Source organism: Pseudomonas sp. AC355 (genome assembly GCF_979258205.1).
The window spans coordinates 4,350,158-4,367,692 of record NZ_OZ409843.1 but is presented as its reverse complement, the minus strand read 5'-3'; the positions used below and the strand labels follow the sequence as shown (position 1 = coordinate 4,367,692).

The 17,535-nt window shown below is 62.5% G+C and carries 13 protein-coding genes and 2 pseudogenes; 12 read left to right on the top strand and 3 right to left on the bottom strand.

The genetic code is table 11. The features are described 5' to 3' along the window. Window positions 1-29: 29 nt before the first annotated feature. Window positions 30-1,307, bottom strand: coding sequence for an acetyl-CoA C-acetyltransferase (locus ACZ0AI_RS20370; protein ID WP_225835777.1), 1,278 nt, complete (start codon window positions 1,305-1,307; stop codon window positions 30-32). Window positions 1,308-1,599: 292 nt separating this feature from the next. Here ACZ0AI_RS20370 and ACZ0AI_RS20365 point away from each other — a divergent pair. Beyond that, window positions 1,600-2,956, top strand: a pseudogene (locus ACZ0AI_RS20365) (3-oxoacyl-ACP reductase). Here the strand turns inward: ACZ0AI_RS20365 and ACZ0AI_RS20360 are convergent. Next, a pseudogene (locus ACZ0AI_RS20360) lies at window positions 2,957-3,307 on the bottom strand (helix-turn-helix transcriptional regulator); the annotation flags it as partial. A 255-nt stretch (window positions 3,308-3,562) separates the two neighbouring features. On the opposite strand from ACZ0AI_RS20360, the gene ACZ0AI_RS20355 reads away from it, so the two are divergent. From ACZ0AI_RS20355 to ACZ0AI_RS20335, 5 genes are all read left to right on the top strand, one after another. Continuing rightward, entirely contained in the window at window positions 3,563-4,414 is an 852-nt protein-coding gene (locus ACZ0AI_RS20355) for a MaoC family dehydratase (RefSeq protein ID WP_463563419.1), read from the top strand. 74 nt (window positions 4,415-4,488) lie between these two features. Continuing rightward, window positions 4,489-4,791: a MazG-like family protein gene (locus tag ACZ0AI_RS20350; RefSeq protein ID WP_225835784.1), complete on the top strand. Its 303-nt coding sequence runs from the start codon at window positions 4,489-4,491 to the stop codon at window positions 4,789-4,791. Continuing rightward, entirely contained in the window at window positions 4,791-5,540 is a 750-nt protein-coding gene (locus tag ACZ0AI_RS20345; protein WP_463563418.1) for a methyltransferase domain-containing protein, read from the top strand. The genes ACZ0AI_RS20350 and ACZ0AI_RS20345 overlap by 1 nt, the downstream gene beginning before the upstream one ends. 26 nt (window positions 5,541-5,566) lie before the next feature. Next, window positions 5,567-6,184: a DUF4136 domain-containing protein gene (locus ACZ0AI_RS20340; RefSeq protein ID WP_225835788.1), complete on the top strand. Its 618-nt coding sequence runs from the start codon at window positions 5,567-5,569 to the stop codon at window positions 6,182-6,184. Window positions 6,185-6,217: 33 nt separating this feature from the next. Continuing rightward, entirely contained in the window at window positions 6,218-6,781 is a 564-nt protein-coding gene (locus tag ACZ0AI_RS20335) for a DUF4136 domain-containing protein (protein WP_463563417.1), read from the top strand. A 149-nt stretch (window positions 6,782-6,930) separates the two neighbouring features. Here ACZ0AI_RS20335 and ACZ0AI_RS20330 read toward each other — a convergent pair whose 3' ends face one another. Further along, on the bottom strand, window positions 6,931-7,866 hold the full coding sequence (locus ACZ0AI_RS20330) for an SdiA-regulated domain-containing protein (RefSeq protein WP_463563416.1): 936 nt from the start codon (window positions 7,864-7,866) through the stop codon (window positions 6,931-6,933). A 296-nt stretch (window positions 7,867-8,162) separates the two neighbouring features. Between ACZ0AI_RS20330 and ACZ0AI_RS20325 the strand changes: the two genes are divergently transcribed. The 6 genes from ACZ0AI_RS20325 to ACZ0AI_RS20300 all read left to right on the top strand — a co-directional run bounded on the left by ACZ0AI_RS20325 (window position 8,163) and on the right by ACZ0AI_RS20300 (window position 17,530). After that, a complete protein-coding gene (locus ACZ0AI_RS20325) occupies window positions 8,163-10,451 on the top strand; it encodes an ATP-binding protein (protein WP_463563415.1) in 2,289 nt (762 codons plus the stop codon). Window positions 10,452-10,471: 20 nt separating this feature from the next. Continuing rightward, the gene (locus ACZ0AI_RS20320) at window positions 10,472-10,957 is read left to right on the top strand and encodes a response regulator (RefSeq protein WP_225835795.1); all 486 of its coding nucleotides are present in this window, start codon (window positions 10,472-10,474) and stop codon (window positions 10,955-10,957) included. A 61-nt stretch (window positions 10,958-11,018) separates the two neighbouring features. Beyond that, window positions 11,019-13,409, top strand: coding sequence for a hybrid sensor histidine kinase/response regulator (locus ACZ0AI_RS20315; protein ID WP_463563414.1), 2,391 nt, complete (start codon window positions 11,019-11,021; stop codon window positions 13,407-13,409). 113 nt (window positions 13,410-13,522) lie between these two features. Next, window positions 13,523-15,634, top strand: a complete 2,112-nt coding sequence (locus tag ACZ0AI_RS20310; protein ID WP_463563413.1) for an ATP-binding protein — start codon at window positions 13,523-13,525, stop codon at window positions 15,632-15,634. A gap of 192 nt (window positions 15,635-15,826) precedes the next feature. Further along, a complete protein-coding gene (locus tag ACZ0AI_RS20305; protein ID WP_463563412.1) occupies window positions 15,827-16,120 on the top strand; it encodes a hypothetical protein in 294 nt (97 codons plus the stop codon). 171 nt (window positions 16,121-16,291) lie between these two features. After that, window positions 16,292-17,530: an MFS transporter gene (locus ACZ0AI_RS20300; protein ID WP_463563411.1), complete on the top strand. Its 1,239-nt coding sequence runs from the start codon at window positions 16,292-16,294 to the stop codon at window positions 17,528-17,530. Window positions 17,531-17,535 lie beyond the last annotated feature (5 nt).

The following is a 17,535-nucleotide window of genomic DNA, read 5'->3' as shown; positions in this document are numbered from 1 at the left end:
CAGCGCCCCGGGTGAGCACGAGGGATGAATCAGCGCTCCAGAATCGCGGTAACGCCCTGGCCGCCTGCGGCACAGATGGAGATCAGGCCGCGACCTTCGCCTGCCACCGACAGCAGCTTGGCCAGGTTGGCGACGATACGCCCACCGGTTGCGGCAAACGGGTGGCCGGCAGCCAGGGAGCTGCCCTTGATGTTGAGCTTCGCGCGGTCGATGCTGCCCAGTGGCTGCTCCAAGCCCAGCTTGGTGCGGCAATACTCGGCGTCCTCCCAGGCCTTGAGCGTGCACAGCACCTGGGCGGCGAAGGCTTCGTGGATTTCGTAGTAATCGAAATCCTGCAGGGTCAGGCCGTTGCGCGCCAGCAAGCGCGGCACCGCGTACACCGGCGCCATCAGCAGCCCCTCGTTGCCTTTGACGAAATCCACGGCCGCCGCTTCGCCATCACGCCAGTAGGCAAGAATCGGCAGGCCACGGGCCTTGGCCCACTCTTCGCTGGCCAGCAGCACCAGCGACGCACCATCGGTCAGCGGCGTCGAATTGGCTGCGGTCAGGGTGCCGCGCTGGCCACGCTCGAACACCGGCTTGAGGGTGGCCAGCTTGGCCAGGTCGATATCGGGGCGCAGATTCTGGTCGCGGGTCAGACCGAGAAATGGGGTGAGCAGATCGTCCTGCCAGCCTTCGGCGTAGGCGGCAGCGAGCTTGCGGTGGCTCTCCACGGCCAACTGATCCTGCTCGTCACGGGGGATGGCCCAGTGCTGCGCCATAAGCTCGCAATGCTGCCCCATGGACAAGCCGGTACGCGGCTCACCATTGCGTGGCAGCGAGGGTGCCAGGTGTCGCGGACGTATCTGCAGCAGCGCCTTGATCTTGTCGCCGGTGCTCTTGCTGCGATTGGCTTGTAACAGGATCTTGCGCAGACCTTCGTTGACGCCGATCGGCGCATCCGAGGTGGTGTCCACGCCACCGGCGATACCGCACTCGATCTGCCCCAGGGCGATTTTGTTGGCCACCAGCAGCGCGGCCTCCAGCCCGGTGCCGCAAGCCTGCTGCAGATCGTAGGCTGGAGTTTCCGGGGCCAGGCGCGAACCGAGCACGCACTCGCGGGTCAGGTTGAAGTCCCGCGAATGCTTGAGCACCGCCCCTGCGACCACCTCGCCGAGGCGCTCGCCGTGCAGGTTGTAGCGTTCGATCAACCCCTCCAGCGCGCTGGTGAGCATGGCCTGGTTGCTGGCCGTGGCGTAGGCAGTATTGGAGCGGGCGAAGGGAATACGGTTGCCACCAACGATGGCGACCCGGCGCGGCAGGCTCATGTACGGCTCCTTGTAGGTAATATTGTGCGGCACTTTAATTGGCACCTCTAAAAAACTACCTGCGTTGTCATCGATGCGTTAAGAACAGACTCAAAATGCTCATTTACAGCTCGTAAACTCCGCTTTTTCGCCTGTTCTTGCCTTGCGCTGACTGCCTCGCCAACGTTTTTAGAGATACCAATGTGGCTGATCACCGCTGAATTGGCCGGTCAGCCGGCCCCTGTCGATGCATGAAACGAGTGATGGCGTACAGTGGTCAACCTCTTTGAGTTTCTGCCCTGGAGTCTGTTCCATGTCTGATCGCTACCTCAACTTCGCCAATACGCCTACCGGACGCCGCCTGGTCGGCGCGCTCGGGCTGCCCGCTCCGCTGCCTCTGGAACGCTGGGTGGCGGGCCGTAACAGGCCTCTGGAGGGCGCGTTGCTGATCGGTGGCAACGGCGACCTGGGCACTGCGGTGGCAGCCTTTGCCAGCCGCCTGACCGACGAAACCTTCGCGGCTCTCGATGACCAGTACGGCCTGCCGCGCTGGACCGGCTGAGCACGGCCCCAAGCTCAAGGGGCTGGTGTTCGATGCCAGCGGTCTGAGCCGCTTCGAGGAGCTCGATGCTCTGCGTCAGTTCTTCCAGCCCGCATTGAAGAACCTGGGCCGTTGCCCGCACGTCGTGGTGCTCGGCCGCGCCCCGCAGACGCTCGACGATCCCCAGGCCTCCAGCGTACAGCGTGCCCTGGAGGGCTTCACCCGCTCCCTGGCCAAGGAAATCCGCCGTGGCGGCACCGTGCAACTGCTGCACGTCGATCAGGGCGCGGAAAATCAGCTGGAAGGCGCACTGCGCTTTCTGCTTTCGCCCAAGAGCGCCTATGTCTCGGCCCAGGTGCTGCGCCTGCAGCCCTGTGCGCAGCAGGTCAGCGACTGGACCCGCCCACTGGCCGGCAAGACCGCATTGGTCACCGGCGCCAGCCGCGGTATCGGAGCCGCCATCGCCGAAACCCTGGCCCGCGACGGTGCCGACGTTGTGTTACTGGATGTGCCGCCGGCCAAGGATGCTCTCGATGCTCTGGCCTCGCGCCTCGGCGGACGCAGCCTGGCGCTGGATATCTGTGCCGACGACGCGCCCGCCAAACTGCTCGAGGCCCTGCCGCAAGGTGTGGATATCGTTGTGCACAACGCCGGCATCACCCGCGACAAGACCCTGGCGAAGATGAGCGAAGGGCTCTGGGAGTCGGTGATCGACGTCAACCTGCGCGCACCACAGCGGCTCACCGATGCCCTGCTGCAGGCCGGTGCCTTGCGCGATAACGGACGGGTGGTGCTGATCGCATCGCTGAGCGGCATCGCCGGTAATGTCGGGCAAACCAACTATGCAACCAGCAAGGCCGGGCTGATCGGCCTGGCTCAAAGCTGGGCGCCGACGCTGGCCGAGCGTGGCATCAGCATCAACGCTGTGGCGCCGGGCTTTATCGAAACCAGCATGACTGCCGCCATCCCCTTCACCATCCGTGAAGCCGGGCGACGCATGAATGCCATGAATCAGGGCGGCCTGCCCCAGGATGTCGCCGAAGCCGTGGCCTGGTTCGCCCAGCCTGGCTCCGGCGCCGTCAGCGGCCAGGTGCTGAGGGTGTGCGGGCAGAGCCTGCTGGGGGCCTGATCAGGATGAGCCGCGCTCGGCTGCCTGCAGCCGGCCGTGGCGGCGAAACTCCACCGGCGTCTCACCGACCCAACGCTTGAACGCGCGGTAGAAGGTACTTGGCTCGGAAAACCCGGTGCGTTCGGCGATCAGCTCGATGCGCTCGTCGGTCTCCAGCAACAGACGTCGGGCCAGGCTGCAGCGGCAGTCGTTGACCATGTCGTTGAAACGCACGTCAGCCTGCGACAACTGCTCGCGCAAACGTCGGGCCGGCATCTGCAGGCGAGCGGCGACCTGTTCTAGGGTGGCGCCTTCGGTGAGTAGCTGATCGATCAGCTCACGCACCTGGCGCACCAGATCCAGGCGCGCCTCGCCAGGCGAGCGTCGTACCAACGGGTTGAGCAGATACGAGAGTTGCGGCGCGTCCGTGATCGAGCGCATCAGGGTGCGGCCCGGAGGGTAATGTCATGCATGCTGGCGTCTTCCTTGCCTGGCTGGATGACAACAAGCGTAGGCGGCTTTGCCGTTCCACGCTCAGCCCGCGGACAGAGGGCACCAATACAGGCTGGCTACTGTCCTAAATCTCGGCGAGAGTACGCTGAAACTCATTTTGCACCGGAGCGCACGATGGCAACCGAATGGCTCGATTTGCACACACCACCGGCCCTGCCCGGCTTGCTCCTGCGCGCGGCGATGCGTCGCGGTATTACCGGCAAGGTGCTGCCGCACCGAGGGCTACGTTGCTCGGTCAGCGTTGATGCCAGCCACCTCGCCCGTTACCGCGAGCTGTGCGGCTTTACTGACGATGCCCGGCTGCCAGCCACCTATCCCCATGTACTGGCCTTCCCCCTGCAGATGAAACTGCTCACCGAGCCCGACTTTCCCTTTCCGTTGCTCGGCCTGGTGCACCTGGAAAATCGTATCCGGGTGATTCGCCAACTTGCAGGGCTCGGCCCCTTCACGTTGAGCGTGGAAGCCAGCAACCTGGTGCCCCATGAGAAGGGCGCAGTGTTCAGCGTCATCACCCGCCTCGAGGATCAACTCGGCCTGCTGTGGGAAGGTGATAGCCGCCTGCTCTGCCGAGGCATGAAGCTGGACGGCCCGGCGATTGCCCGCAGCGAATCGACCCGCCTACCGCTGGACGATCTGGCCCAATGGCAGGCACCTGCCAATATCGGCCGACGTTATGCGCGAATTTCCGGCGACTACAACCCCATTCACCTCTCGGCGTTAACGGCCAAGCCATTTGGCTTCCCGCGCGCCATCGCCCATGGCCTGTGGAACAAGGCGCGAGCCCTGGCTGCGCTGCAGGCGCACCTGCCCGCCTCGGGCTACAGCGTCGAAGTGCGCTTCCAGAAGCCGGTGCGGCTGCCGAGCAGCGTCCGCATGCGCGCCAGCCTGCCCGCGGCAGAGGGCCAGTTCGATTTGCTCGGCAAAGAGGATGTGTCGCATATGGTCGGCTACTGGCAGGTCATCTGAACCGCTACGCAAAGTCTGCTGCGCGTCGGCCTCGCCGCATGAAACAATGTGCGGCTAACGCCTAGGGACATCGCATGAACATCGCCGAACTCACCGCTCGCCTGCACACCATTCGTGATCGTAACGACTGGCGCCAATTCCACGCCCCGAAGAACCTGGCCATGGCTGCCAGCGTGGAAATGGCCGAGCTGGTGGAGATATTCCAGTGGCTCAGTGAGGATCAGTCACGCAGCCTGCCGGCTGACAAACTCGAGCATGCCGGGCAGGAAGTCGGAGACGTGGTGCTTTATCTGCTTCTGCTGTGCAGCGAGTTGGGGCTGGATATGGAACAGGTGGTGCGCGCCAAACTCGCCGACAGCGAACGGCGGTTCAGCTGATGAGCGACCGTCACTTCGACGAACTGGCGACCCGCTTCGCCGAGAAGATCTATGGCGGCGCCAAAGGCGAGATCCGCCTCGCCGTGCTGCAGGCTGATCTCACCGAGGCACTGCCTGCGCGCCCACTGCGGGTGCTCGATGTCGGCGCCGGGCTTGGCCATATGGCCCTGTGGCTGGCGCAGCGCGGCCATCAGGTCACTCTCGCCGAACCAGCCGAACCCATGCTGGCCGGCGCCCGCGAGCGCTTCGCCGAAGCGGGTGTCGAGGCAACCTTCATTCACGCGCCGTGGCAGGAATTGCCAGGCCGTTTCGACGCGCCCTTCGACCTGGTCATCTGCCACGCCGTGCTCGAATGGCTGGCCGAGCCGGCCGCCATCCTGCCGGCGCTGCATGGCCTGACCGTGGCAGATGGCTGGCTGTCGCTGGCCTTCTACAACAAGGATGCGCTGATCTACCGCAACCTGCTCAAGGGCCATCTGCGCAAGTTGCGCAAGGACGAATTCGCCGGCGAAAAGCAGAGCCTGACGCCGCAACGGCCCCTCGATCCGCGCGAATTGAAGTCGCAACTTGCCGCTCACTGGCAGGTCGAACAGGAGAGCGGCGTACGGGTCTTTCATGATTACATGCCTCGGGAATTCCAGGCCAAGGCCGAGCTCGCCGAATTGCTGGAAATGGAATTGGCACACCGTCGTCACCCGGCATTCGCCGGACTCGGACGCTACCTGCACTGGATCTGTCGGCCACGCTGAACGCCTGCTCTGCCAGGAGAACCGTCATGAAACGCATCGCGCTGTTGCTGCTCACCACTGCCCTGGCGGCCTGCCAGAGCCAGAACCCGTACACCACGGATTCAGTACCAATACCGCCGGCCCCGCCCGGTGCGGCCAACCATTTCGACCGTAGCGCCTACCCCGCCGCGCCGCGCGACTACGCTGCCTATCGCAGCTGGGCCTGGCAGCAGCGCCCGGCGGGCAGCGCCTGGGCCAGTGCGGATCTGGTGCAGGACGCCCTCAACAATGCCCTCGATCAACGTGGCTTACGCCCCACCCAGGGCAATGCCGCTGCCGACCTCAAGGTGCGCACCGATACGCGCCTGGAACGCCGCGTACGTCAGGTCGCTGACAGCTACGATCCCTACTATGGAGGTGGCTATGGCAGCTACGGCAACCGCGGTTATTACGGCAACGGTGTTGGCGTGGGCGCCCGCGTTCCGCTGACTCGCAACTATGAAGAAGAGGTCGTGGTGGTGCGTATCGACTTCTTTGACGGCCGCAGCGGAGAACAGGTGTGGAGCGGCCAGGCAGAAATGCGCAGCAGCGGCAGCCAGGCGGAACGCGCCGAGGCCCTGCGCAAGGCGGTAAGCGACGCACTGGGCGAATATCCGCCGGCATGACCCTCGATGTCTGACTGATTCAGGAGAACTCTTATGCGCCGCCTGCCTTTGCTATTGATCCCCGTCCTGTTGCTGCTCGGCGCCTGCCAAAGCCAGCAAATCAACCGTGACTTCGATGCCAGCCGCGACTTCGCCGGCTACCGCAGTTGGAGCTGGCAGGAACCGGCCGTGCAGTACAAGCCCGATGATCCACGGATTCGCAGCGACCTGACCGAGCAGCGTCTGCGCGGCGCAGTGGGCGATCAGCTCGACCAGCGCGGCCTGCGCCCTGCAGCGGCGGGTGCCGCGGGGGATCTGCGCGTACAGGTGTGGTTGATCGTCGACCAGCGCCAGCAGCAGGTCAGCACCGGCTTTGGTGGCGGTTTCGGCGGCTACTGGGGCAATTACTGGGGCGGCCCGGCCTACAACGAAACCCGTACCGTCGATTACAAGGTCGCCACCGTGCAAATCGACCTGTTCGATGGCAAGGACGGCAAGCTGGTCTGGCGCGGCAGTGACGAACGCATCATGCGCAACGACGAGGGTAATCCCGCGCAGCGCGAGACGGTAATCCGTGAAACCGTGGGGCGGGTGCTGAGCCAGTATCCACCGCGCTAGGAGAGCCGACGAAGTAGGGGCGGCGAGAATATTCCATTGTAGGAGCCCCGCCCCCAGGGCGAATCATGCGGGCAGCACCGATATGGCGATGAAGCTGCCGTCGATTCGCGCCGGGGCGACGCTCCTACAAATGCTCGGCGCGGCGGCTGCTAACCACGGCCGAAGCGATAGAACAGATTGGGTTCGCTGACGATATACAGATTGCCTTCATCGTCGAAGGTCATGCCTTCGCCCTGGGGCACCGACTTGCCGAGGCCGGCAAAGTCACTGTCCAGGGTGCGGAAACCGACCAGCTCGCCGGTCTCGCCGTCCAGTTCCATGATCCGTTTGGACTCGTCACTGAGCAGCGCCAGGTTGCCGGTGTGCTCGTCGAAGTGCACCGATGACAGGTCGGACGCGAATACCGAATCGCGAATCCAATCGTCGTGGTCGATGATTTCCAGGCCGAAGTTACCGTTCACGCTGCTTTTGAAACCGCGGATTTCGTAGAGCTTCATGGGCGAATGTTCCTTGACCACGAACAGCCGATCCCGCGCCCGGTCGTAACCCACGCCTTCGAAGCCCTGGTTGCCGTCACGCTGGATGCCCAGGGTCAGAGCGCGATAGTCCTCACGGAACAAGGCGCCAGAGCGTTTCGGCACCGGCACCACCACCAGCGCGTGCGAGCGCTCTTCGGCGAGCAGCAGCATGCCATCGCCCAGGTAGGTCACGCCCTCAACATCGCTAAAGCCGCTCAACGGGTAACGCGCCAGCACTTCGCCGTCCTTGCTCATGGCCAGCAGCTCTTCGGGATTATTGAGCACCGCCCACAACTGGTCGCGTTGGTCGTCGTAGCTCAAGGCCGAAAGGTTATCGCTTACGCCGCTGACTACCTTGGCATCGATCTGAACCTTGTACTTATGGGAAAGCAGGCTGTTCGGTGCCCATTCCGAGACCGCCGGGGTGGTCAGCCAGTAATAAAGACGGTCGTCCAGGTGCAGAGCCCGCATCTGATAACCAGCAACGAGCAGGATCAGCAACAGCAGCCACGCCCATGGGCGCAGAACGGGCAGCCGGGAAAAAGCCCGCTTGGCAGCAGATATCATGGCGATTCTCGTGTTCAAATGCGGGCAGTGTGCCCAAGGAATGTTGCAATCTGTCGGTACGGCAGACCGCATCATGAGAGGTGTACGGCGCGGCTAAGTTCCTAGACACCCGGCAGTCAGGGTGTAATGGCCTTACACATTGATTACACCGCGTTACGGTTTACCCGGCATTCGAGACCGTGCAGACTGCCTGCGCAGACAGAACAGATTCACGGAGAAAATCCCCACGCGCCGTTGTCCTAGGCTGTAGCGGCCCTCCTCCCACCGCACCAAGGCATCCGCCCTCGAGACCGTTCATGCAGATCGGCCGGGAACCGAAGGAGAAACGCTTGGCGACCAGCGAAACCATCACCTCATTGAGCAGCGCGATCGCCAACTGCGCCAAAGAACCCATCCATATTCCCGGCAGCATTCAGCCTCAGGGATTCATGGTGGTGTTCGACAAGCAGGCGCTCACGGTGCTGCAGGTGAGCGAGAACGTCGTCGAGTGGCTGGGCCTCGAGCCGGATCAACTGCTGGGCCAACACCTGAACGGGCTGCTTGAAGACAGCGACTCGCTGACCGAGCGCCTGGCGCAGTTGTCCCACGATGAAACCACACCGTTTCACATTGGCGATGTGCGCTTCCGAGAAGGCAGCCGCAGCGGCCAACTGATCGCCATGATGGCGCACTGCTACGACAGCGTGCTGATTGCCGAATTCGAGCCGACCAGCAATGTGGTCGCGGCTTACAACAACCTCTACCCGATGGTGCGCACGTTCATCGGCCATCTGCAGGACGCCGACAGCGTCGATGAGTTGTGCCGCCTGTCAGTGGACGAAGTGAAACGCATCACCGGGTTCGGCCGGGTCAAGGCTTATAGCTTCGATACCGAGGGTAATGGCCTGGTGCTTGCCGAACGCGTCGATCCTGATTACCCCAGCTACCTGGGCCTGAGCTTTCCCGCTGCGGATATCCCGCCCCAAGCGCGCGCGCTGTACGTGGGCAATCGCATCCGCGTGATCGAAGACGCCAACTACCAGCCTTCCGCCCTGCGCCCGTCGCTCAACCCGCAGACCGGCAAGCCGCTGGATCTCAGCTATGCGGCCCTGCGCAGCGTGTCGCCGGTGCACCTGCAGTACATGCGGAACATGCAGACCATCGCTTCGATGTCGATCTCCATCGTGGTCGAAGGGCAGCTCTGGGGGCTGATTTCCTGCCACCACGCGCATGCGCGCCCGGTCGGCTTCCAGACCAGAACGGCCTGCGAGCTGCTAGGTCGCATGCTGTCGCTGCAGATCGAAGCGAAGATCGCCCAGGCACGCACCCAGCACCTGTTGCAATTGCGCCAGTACATCGTGCAGATGCTCTCGGCCATGGCCGACCGCGACAGCGTCAGTGAAGGCTTGCTATCGCTGCCCGATACCTTCCTGAACTTCGTTCAGGCCAGCGGTGCAGCGATCATTTCCTCATCACGTTGCGACCTGCTCGGGCAAACGCCACCCCGCGATCAAGTCAACGCACTGGTGCAGTGGCTGGGTGCCCGCAACGGTGAAGAGCTGTTCCAGACCGACAACGTCAGCCGCGATATTCCGGAACTGCCGGGGCTCGCCAAACATGTCGGCGGCGTGCTGGCAGTGGCCATTTCCGAGCTGCACTCCCATTACCTGATCTGGTTCAAGCCGGAACAGACGCGCATCGTCAACTGGGCGGGCAAGCCTGAGAAATCCATCAGCGCCAGCGGCGCGCTCAACCCGCGCAACAGTTTTGCGCGCTGGCAGGAAGATATAAGCGGCTTTTCCACGCCCTGGCATCCACAGGAGCCGGAAAGCGCCCTGGAGCTGCGCAACGCAGTACTCGGCATCGTACTGCGCAAGGCCGAGGAAATGGCCCAATTGGCCAGCGACCTGAAGAAATCCAACAAAGAGCTGGAAGCGTTCTCCTACAGCGTGTCCCATGACCTGCGCGCACCACTGCGGCATATCGCGGGCTACGCCGAGCTACTCGGTGACTTCGAAGGCCCCAAACTGTCAGAACGCGGCGTGCGCTTTCTCGAGCACATCAGCGAGTCGGCACGCTTCGCCGGCACCTTAGTGGACAACCTGCTGAGCTTCTCGCAGATGGGCCGCTCTGCATTGCGCTTCTCCGACGTCAACCTGCAGGCTCTGGTCGACTCGATTCGTGAAGAGATGAAGCCCGACTACGAGGGGCGCAACCTGGAATGGCACGTACAGCCACTGCCAGCCGTGATCGCCGACGCGGTCTTTCTCCACTTGGCGCTGCGCAATCTGCTGGCCAATGCCATCAAATACAGCCGAGATCGCGAGCAGGCAGTGATCGTCATCGGCGCCCATGAGGACGACGACGAGGTCGTGGTGTTCGTGCGCGACAACGGGGTCGGCTTCAACATGGAGTACGTCGACAAATTGTTCGGGGTTTTCCAGCGCCTGCACCGCATGGAAGAATTCGAAGGTACCGGCATAGGCTTGGCCAGCGTGCGACGTATAATCGAGCGACACGATGGCCGGGTCTGGGCAGAGGGAACTGTCGATCAAGGGGCTACCTTTTATTTCGCCCTACCCAAACGTAACCACCCCGCTGCTTAGATGACGGGAAGAGGACTTGAATGCTAAAACCGATTCTGCTGGTCGAAGACAACCCCCACGATCTGGAACTGACCCTGATCGCCCTGGAGCGTAGTCAGCTAGCCAATGACGTAATCATCATGCGAGACGGCGCAGAAGCGCTGGATTACCTGTTTCGCCGTGGCGACTACGCCGACCGCCTGCCCGGCAATCCGGCGATCATGATGCTCGACCTCAAGCTGCCCAAGGTCGATGGTCTGCAAGTGCTGGAGACCGTTCGCGAATCGCCTGAATTGCGCAGCATCCCGATTGTCATGCTCACCTCATCGCGTGAAGGCCCGGATCTGCAGCGAGCTTACGAATTGAACGTGAACGCTTACGTGGTCAAGCCGGTCGAATTCAAGGCATTCGTCTCCGCTATCTCCGATCTTGGTATTTTTTGGGCAGTACTCAACGAGCCGCCTCCTGGTTCGCTGCGCCTGCACCGACGCAACGCAGAGACCGATCCGGAATCTGGCAGCGATTGAAGACCAACACGGTTTCGCTTGAAGCGCAGGCCTAATCCAGACAGTAACTGATGACCTTTCCATGCCGCTCGAGCCTCTGAAACTGCTGTTTATCGAAGACAGTCCGCGTGATGCGGAACTGGCCCTGCTGACACTGGAACGCAATGGGCTGGTCGTCGACAGCACCTTGGTCTATGACCATCAAGCGGCCGAACTCGCACTGCAGAAAGGCAGCTTCGATCTGATCCTTTCGGACTATCTATTACCCGGCTCCTCAGGTGCCCAAGCGCTGGAAGTTGCACGCCGGCTGGCACCGCGAACGCCCTTTATCTTCCTGTCCGGCATGTTCGGTGAAGAACACGCCGTAGAGATGATGCGCCTGGGCGCTGTCGATTACGTCCTCAAGCAGAACCTGCCCTTCTTGCCCAAGGCCGTCGACCGGGCCATGGCCGAGGTCAATGAGCGCCAGGAACGCCGGCGTGTCGAAGACACGCTGCAAGCCGTCGAAGCACGCGCCCGAATGGCCATTGGCGCAGCACGCATGGGCATGTGGGATTACGTACCCGCGACCGACAGCATGATCTGGGACGAGCGCTGCAGGGCACTCTATGAGCTGGATGCCGATGCTGACGTCGGCATGGCGATGTTCTACGAACGCTGCCATGCCGATGATCGCCTGCAACTGCGCAAGCAAGTCGCCGAAGCGTTGTCCAAAGACACCGGCAACGAGTTCCAGGCTGAATTCCGCCTGCCGTTGAGCAATGGCAGCGAACGCTGGATTTCCGCCCGTGGCCAGGCCTTTTTCGATCAGGGCACCTGCACGCGTTTCCTCGGTGTGCTGCACGACATCACCGAACAGAAGCAGGCCAACGAAGCCCTGCTGCGCCTCAACGACATGCTCGGCGAGCGCGTCGAGAAGCGCACACGCGAGCGTGACCGCAACTGGGAATTGTCACGCGATTTGCTCGCCGTACTGCGTTTCGACATGCACCCCAGTGCACTCAATCCGGCCTGGGAGCAAACCCTCGGCTGGTCACGCCAGCAACTGACCCAAGGGCCGCTTTGGGAACTGGTGCATGCCGACGATCTCACCGCAACGCTGATGCAGATCGAGCGGGTCACGTCGGCAAATGTCTCGGTGCGCTTCGTCAACCGCATGCGCCACGTTAGTGGTGACTACCACTGGTTGTCATGGATTCTGGTTCGTGACGACGACTTACTCTACGCCGCCGTGCGCGACATCACTCATGAGCGTGCCGTGGTCGAGGAGCTGGCCTCCACCAACCAGCAACTGCGTGAGCAGATCGACGAGCGCGAGCGCGTCGAGGCGACCTTGCAGCAAATGCAGCGCCTGGAAGCCGTCGGCCAGCTCACTGCGGGTGTAGCCCACGACTTCAACAACCTGCTGACGGTGGTACTGACCAGCACCAGCTTCCTGATCCGTGACCTGGAAAAGGGCAATCTGGACAAAGCTCGCAGCCGCCTTCAAAACATCACCGACGCCGGCGAACGCGGCGCCAAGCTCACCGGCCAACTGCTAGCTTTCTCGCGGCGCCAGCGTCTGGTACCGGAAGCGGTCAATCTGGGCGAAACCGTCCACGGCATGCTGGAACTGCTCAAGAGCACCCTGGGCGGCAGTGTGCTGATCGAAACCACCACCGAGCCAGGCCTGTGGCACGCGCGGGTCGACCCGACGCAGATCGAACTGATCATCCTCAATCTGGCAATCAATGCCCGCGATGCAATGGCCGTGGGCGGCACGCTGCGCCTGAGCACCAGTAACGAGGTGATCAGCCAAGCGCCGCAGCGGCCGGAAGACCCTGAAGCAGGGGAGTATGTAGTGCTATCGGTGCAGGATTCCGGCAGCGGCATGAGCGAAGCGGTACTGGCCAAGGCCTTCGAGCCATTCTTCACCACCAAGGAAATTGGCAAGGGCTCAGGCCTCGGTCTGGCTCAGGTATTCGGTTTTGCCAAGCAGTCCGGCGGCGGTGCACGCATCCTTACGGAAATGGGCGCAGGCACCACGGTCAAGGTTTACCTCCCGGGGCTGCGCGACATCATCAAACCAATCGACGAAATATCCAGCCAACCACAGCCCAACGCCGAGTACGGTGCACAGCGCACGATCCTGCTGGTCGACGATGACCCACACGTGCGCGAGGTCACCGCCCTGACCCTCGACGCGCTGGGTTACCAGGTGCGTGAAGCCAACAGCGGCGCCGAAGCCCTGAGCAAGCTTGATGAGGGAATTGACCTACTGTTGGCTGATTTCGCCATGCCCGGTATGAACGGCGCCGAACTGGCCCAGATTGCTCGCCAGCGCTACCCGCAGTTGCCCGTAGTGTTCGTGACCGGCTATGCCGAACTGGGCGGGCTGAATGACGACGAAGACTTTATTGTGCAGAAGCCTTACCGCAGCGAAGAGCTGGCGGAAAAATTGCAGTACGCCTTTGCTAGCAAAAAAGCCACTTGAAGCAAGCGCGCCGCCCGCGGAAAACAACGCGATAGGCCGCGTCAAATCAACGGCTCATGCAAGTGTTCAACCGTTACGTTAGCCTTCTCAGACTCTTGCTCGCGACCTAGATCATGCCCACAGAACCCTGCCTGTTTGCCGGCCAATCCGGTGACACCGTCGAGATTATCCGGCGCTTCGATTGGGCCGCTACATCGCTCGGCCCAATCCACCTATGGCCGGATGTACTGCTCAGCACCACGCGCCTGATCCTCTCCTCTCCCACGCCCATCGTTTTGCTCTGCGGCGCGGACGGCGTACTGATCTACAACGATGCTTACGCCACCTTCGCTGGCCTGCGCCACCCGGAGATCTTCGGCTTGCCGGCAGAAGACGCATGGCCGGAAATCGCCGACTGGAACCGCCATGTGATCGCCATGGGCCTGGCCGGCAAGTCGATCTCCCAGGAAAACCTCTACCTGCCGCTGCGCCGCCCAGGCCTGCAGGACGATGCCTGGATGAACCTGTACTTCAATCCGCTGCTCGATTCCCAAGGCCACTCCCACGGCATGATGTGCATCGTCGTGGAAACCACCAGCCAGATGGTCGCCACACAGCAGCGCACCCAGGTTGCTGCAGAACTGCGCACCGCCAACGAGCGCATCGAGCTCGCCTTAAATGCCGGCGCAGTACTCGGTACCTGGGTATGGAACATCCCTACTGATACCGTCACCGGAGATGAACGCTTCGCACGTGCCTTTTCCACTGATCCGCTAGACGCTAGCAACGGCATGCCGCTCGGCCATTTCACCCCAGCCATCCACCCGCAAGACCGCGCACAGGTTCAGGCGCTGATCGAGCAGACCATGCAAACGGGCGGCGCCTACCGCGCCGAATACCGGATTATCCAAACAGACGGCAGCTACCGCTGGATCGAGGCCAACGGCCGCTGCGAACTGGCGGCAGATGGCACACCACTGCGCTTTCCGGGCGTGCTGATCGATATTGAAGAGCGCAAGCAGACCGAACTGGCCCTGCGTCAACTGACCCAGACCCTGGAGGAACGCGTCGGCGAGGCCGTAATGCAGCGCATCCAGGCCGAGGAGCAGTTACGCCAGGCGCAGAAGATGGAAGCCATCGGCCAACTCACCGGCGGCATCGCCCACGACTTCAACAACCTGCTGGCCGGCATACTCGGCAGCCTGGAATTGATCCAGCGCAAACTACCGGCCACCGAAAACCCTGGGCTGGCCAAGTTCATAGAAGCCGCCATCGCCTCAGCCAACCGCGGCGCATCCCTGACCCATCGACTGCTGGCCTTTGCCCGGCGTCAATCGCTGGACATGCGCCCTGTCGAGGTCAACACCCTGGTACACGTCATCGAGGAACTGCTGGCCCGCACCCTTGGCGAGCAGATCAGCCTGGAGATTCACCTCGCCAATGATCTGTGGCTGACCCGCAGCGATGGCCACCAACTGGAAAATGCGCTGATCAACCTGGCCATCAACGCCCGTGATGCGATGCCAGACGGCGGCACGTTGCGCATCGAAACTCACAACACGCAACTCGATGAGGCCACCGCACAGAGTTACCAAGTGCCTGCTGGCGATTACCTGCGGCTCTCGGTCAGTGATACCGGCAGCGGCATGTCCCAGGAGGTGATTCGCCATGCCTTCGAGCCCTTCTTCACCACCAAACCCATCGGCAAGGGCACGGGCCTGGGTCTGTCGATGGTCTACGGCTTCGTGAAGCAAACCGGCGGCTACCTGCAGCTGGAAAGCCAGGTCGGGCGTGGCACTACCCTGAACCTTTACCTGCCGCGCCTGCATGTCGCGCCAGCGGTGCCAATCCAGCTTGCACCGCCGCAGGCGCCACACGGTACTGGTGAACGAATCCTGGTGGTGGAAGACGACACCGTGGTGCGCATGCTGATCGTCGAGGTGCTGGAAGAGCTTGGCTACCAGTTGCTCCAGACAGGCGACGCACAAAGCGCCCTGGGCCTGATGGAACAGCACCCGGCGCTCGACTTGCTGCTCACCGATGTTGGCCTGCCGGGCATGAACGGGCGCCAGCTCGCCGATGCAGCTCGGCAGGCTCAACCAAACCTCAAGGTATTGTTCGCCACCGGTTACGCTGAAGGCGCGCACGTGCACGAAGGCTACCTCGGCAACAACATGGAGATGATCGCCAAGCCGTTCTCGTTCGAGGCACTGGCGGGCAAGATCAAGGCGATGCTCGGCAACTGATCCCGCGTCGACTGGGCAAGGCCATGCGCAAAATCGTGGAACTCCACCCACACCTGACAGCCCAATAGGCCAGCAGCTCGATTTTGTGGCCCGCCATCCCTGGCGGCCAACCTGCGGGCCGTCACAAGCGACATCAAACATCGCTGCCGGCCAGTTTTTGACTGCCTCTTCTATATCACCAGGAATGTCTCTATGCGCGTAGAAGGTTTTTTTGAATCCCTCGGTGAGGCATTCGGCTCGTTCATCCGCTTTATCGTCGATGCCCTGAGCGGCGTATTCAGCCTGCTAGGCGGCGCGGTTGCCGGCTTTATCGATGGCATGGCCGGTGCTCTGGGCGTTACCCCCTCTCTACTCAGCATCGCCGTACTGCTAATCGGCCTGATCCTGCTCTACAGTGCGGTGCGCTCGTTCATGCGTGGCTCAGTGATCGGCGGGTTGATCTGGCTGCTTCTTGGTCTGTGGCTGCTCAGTGGCCTGATTCGCTAAGCACCTGTTCAACGTTTGTACGCGTCGGCACTGCAGCGTTAAAAACAGGCCCTAAAGCACGGCGTGCTCTCTTCGGGACTCGATGAGCCGTGCCCTGGCGGCCTCTTGCATCCAAATGTTACAGCGGACGTGCTAACCTGAGCGGCCGTCGTTAGCCGCCTAAGTATTCCAATGTCCGTTCATGGTCAGTTGCTGCTGCGTCACCACACGCCCTTCATTCGCTTCTGGCTGGCGCGGGTATTCACCGCCAGCGGCTTTCAGATGCTCACCGTGGCCATCGGCTGGCAAATGTACAGCCTCACCGGCAACGTGCTCGACCTGGGCCTGGTCGGCCTGGTGGAGTTTCTGCCAAAGATCCTCTTCATCCTGCTGACCGGCCACGTCGCCGACCGCTTCGACCGCCGCAAGGTCGCGGCGCTGTGCCAGTGCGGCCAGGCCGTGGTCGCCATCACGCTGCTGATCGGTACCAGCACCAGCAGCCTGACCCGCGAGATGATTTTCATCATCGCCTTCATGATGGGTACGGCACGGGCCTTCGAGATGCCCACCACCCAGGCGCTGCTGCCTAATATCGTGCCGCCGGGCCTGTTCCCTGCCGCGGTGGCCGCATCCAGTTCAGCGATGCAGACTGCCACTATCGTGTCTCCCGCCCTCGGCGGCGTATTGTTTGCAGTGGCGCCAGCCTGGGTGTACGGGCCCGCACTGGTGTTGTACCTGATCGCCATGAGCCTGATGCTCAGCCTGCCATCGCAACAGAAACCGCTGAAACAGAAAATCTCGGTGGAGTCCCTGCTGGCGGGTTTTCGCTTTATTCGCAGCCGCCCGGAAGTGCTCGGCGCCATTTCCATGGACATGTTCGCCGTGCTGCTCGGCGGCGCCACCGCGTTGCTGCCGGTGTTCGCCAAGGACATCCTGCTCACCGGCCCCTGGGGCCTTGGCCTGCTGCGTTCGGCGCCGGCGGTGGGTGCGCTGCTGATGTCGATCTACCTGGCGCGCCACCCCATCGAGCGGCGAGTCGGCCCGGTGATTCTCAGCTCGGTGGCGATCTTCGGCGTGGCAACAATCGGTTTCGGCCTTTCCACCTCGCTGTGGTTCAGCCTGGCGACGCTGGTACTGCTCGGCGCGGCAGACATGGTCAGCATGGTGATCCGTGGCGCCTTCGTGCAACTGCAAACACCAGACGAAATGCGTGGCCGGGTCGGCGCGGTGAACGGGCTGTTCATCGGCGCGTCCAACCAACTCGGCGACTTCCGCGCAGGCGTCAGCGCCGCCTGGCTGGGCACCGTACCGGCGGTACTGATGGGCGGCGTTGGCGCCATCGCCATCAGCGTGCTGTGGATCAAGCTGTTCCCGGCGCTTTCCACCCGTGACCATATGCACACGCCATTGGTGGAGAGAGAGAAAACCTAGGGCCA

Excerpts from the sequence above, each read along its gene's own strand:
- ACZ0AI_RS20325 (WP_463563415.1), top strand. The coding sequence starts at position 8,163 with ATGCAGATCGGCCGGGAACCGAAGGAGAAACGCTTGGCGACCAGCGAA.
- ACZ0AI_RS20310 (WP_463563413.1), top strand. The coding sequence starts at position 13,523 with ATGCCCACAGAACCCTGCCTGTTTGCCGGCCAATCCGGTGACACCGTC.
- ACZ0AI_RS20340 (WP_225835788.1), top strand. The coding sequence starts at position 5,567 with ATGAAACGCATCGCGCTGTTGCTGCTCACCACTGCCCTGGCGGCCTGC.
- ACZ0AI_RS20300 (WP_463563411.1), top strand. The coding sequence starts at position 16,292 with ATGTCCGTTCATGGTCAGTTGCTGCTGCGTCACCACACGCCCTTCATT.
- ACZ0AI_RS20345 (WP_463563418.1), top strand. The coding sequence starts at position 4,791 with ATGAGCGACCGTCACTTCGACGAACTGGCGACCCGCTTCGCCGAGAAG.
- ACZ0AI_RS20350 (WP_225835784.1), top strand. The coding sequence starts at position 4,489 with ATGAACATCGCCGAACTCACCGCTCGCCTGCACACCATTCGTGATCGT.
- ACZ0AI_RS20315 (WP_463563414.1), top strand. The coding sequence starts at position 11,019 with ATGCCGCTCGAGCCTCTGAAACTGCTGTTTATCGAAGACAGTCCGCGT.
- ACZ0AI_RS20320 (WP_225835795.1), top strand. The coding sequence starts at position 10,472 with ATGCTAAAACCGATTCTGCTGGTCGAAGACAACCCCCACGATCTGGAA.
- ACZ0AI_RS20370 (WP_225835777.1), bottom strand. The coding sequence starts at position 1,307 with ATGAGCCTGCCGCGCCGGGTCGCCATCGTTGGTGGCAACCGTATTCCC.
- ACZ0AI_RS20355 (WP_463563419.1), top strand. The coding sequence starts at position 3,563 with ATGGCAACCGAATGGCTCGATTTGCACACACCACCGGCCCTGCCCGGC.
- ACZ0AI_RS20330 (WP_463563416.1), bottom strand. The coding sequence starts at position 7,866 with ATGATATCTGCTGCCAAGCGGGCTTTTTCCCGGCTGCCCGTTCTGCGC.
- ACZ0AI_RS20335 (WP_463563417.1), top strand. The coding sequence starts at position 6,218 with ATGCGCCGCCTGCCTTTGCTATTGATCCCCGTCCTGTTGCTGCTCGGC.
- ACZ0AI_RS20305 (WP_463563412.1), top strand. The coding sequence starts at position 15,827 with ATGCGCGTAGAAGGTTTTTTTGAATCCCTCGGTGAGGCATTCGGCTCG.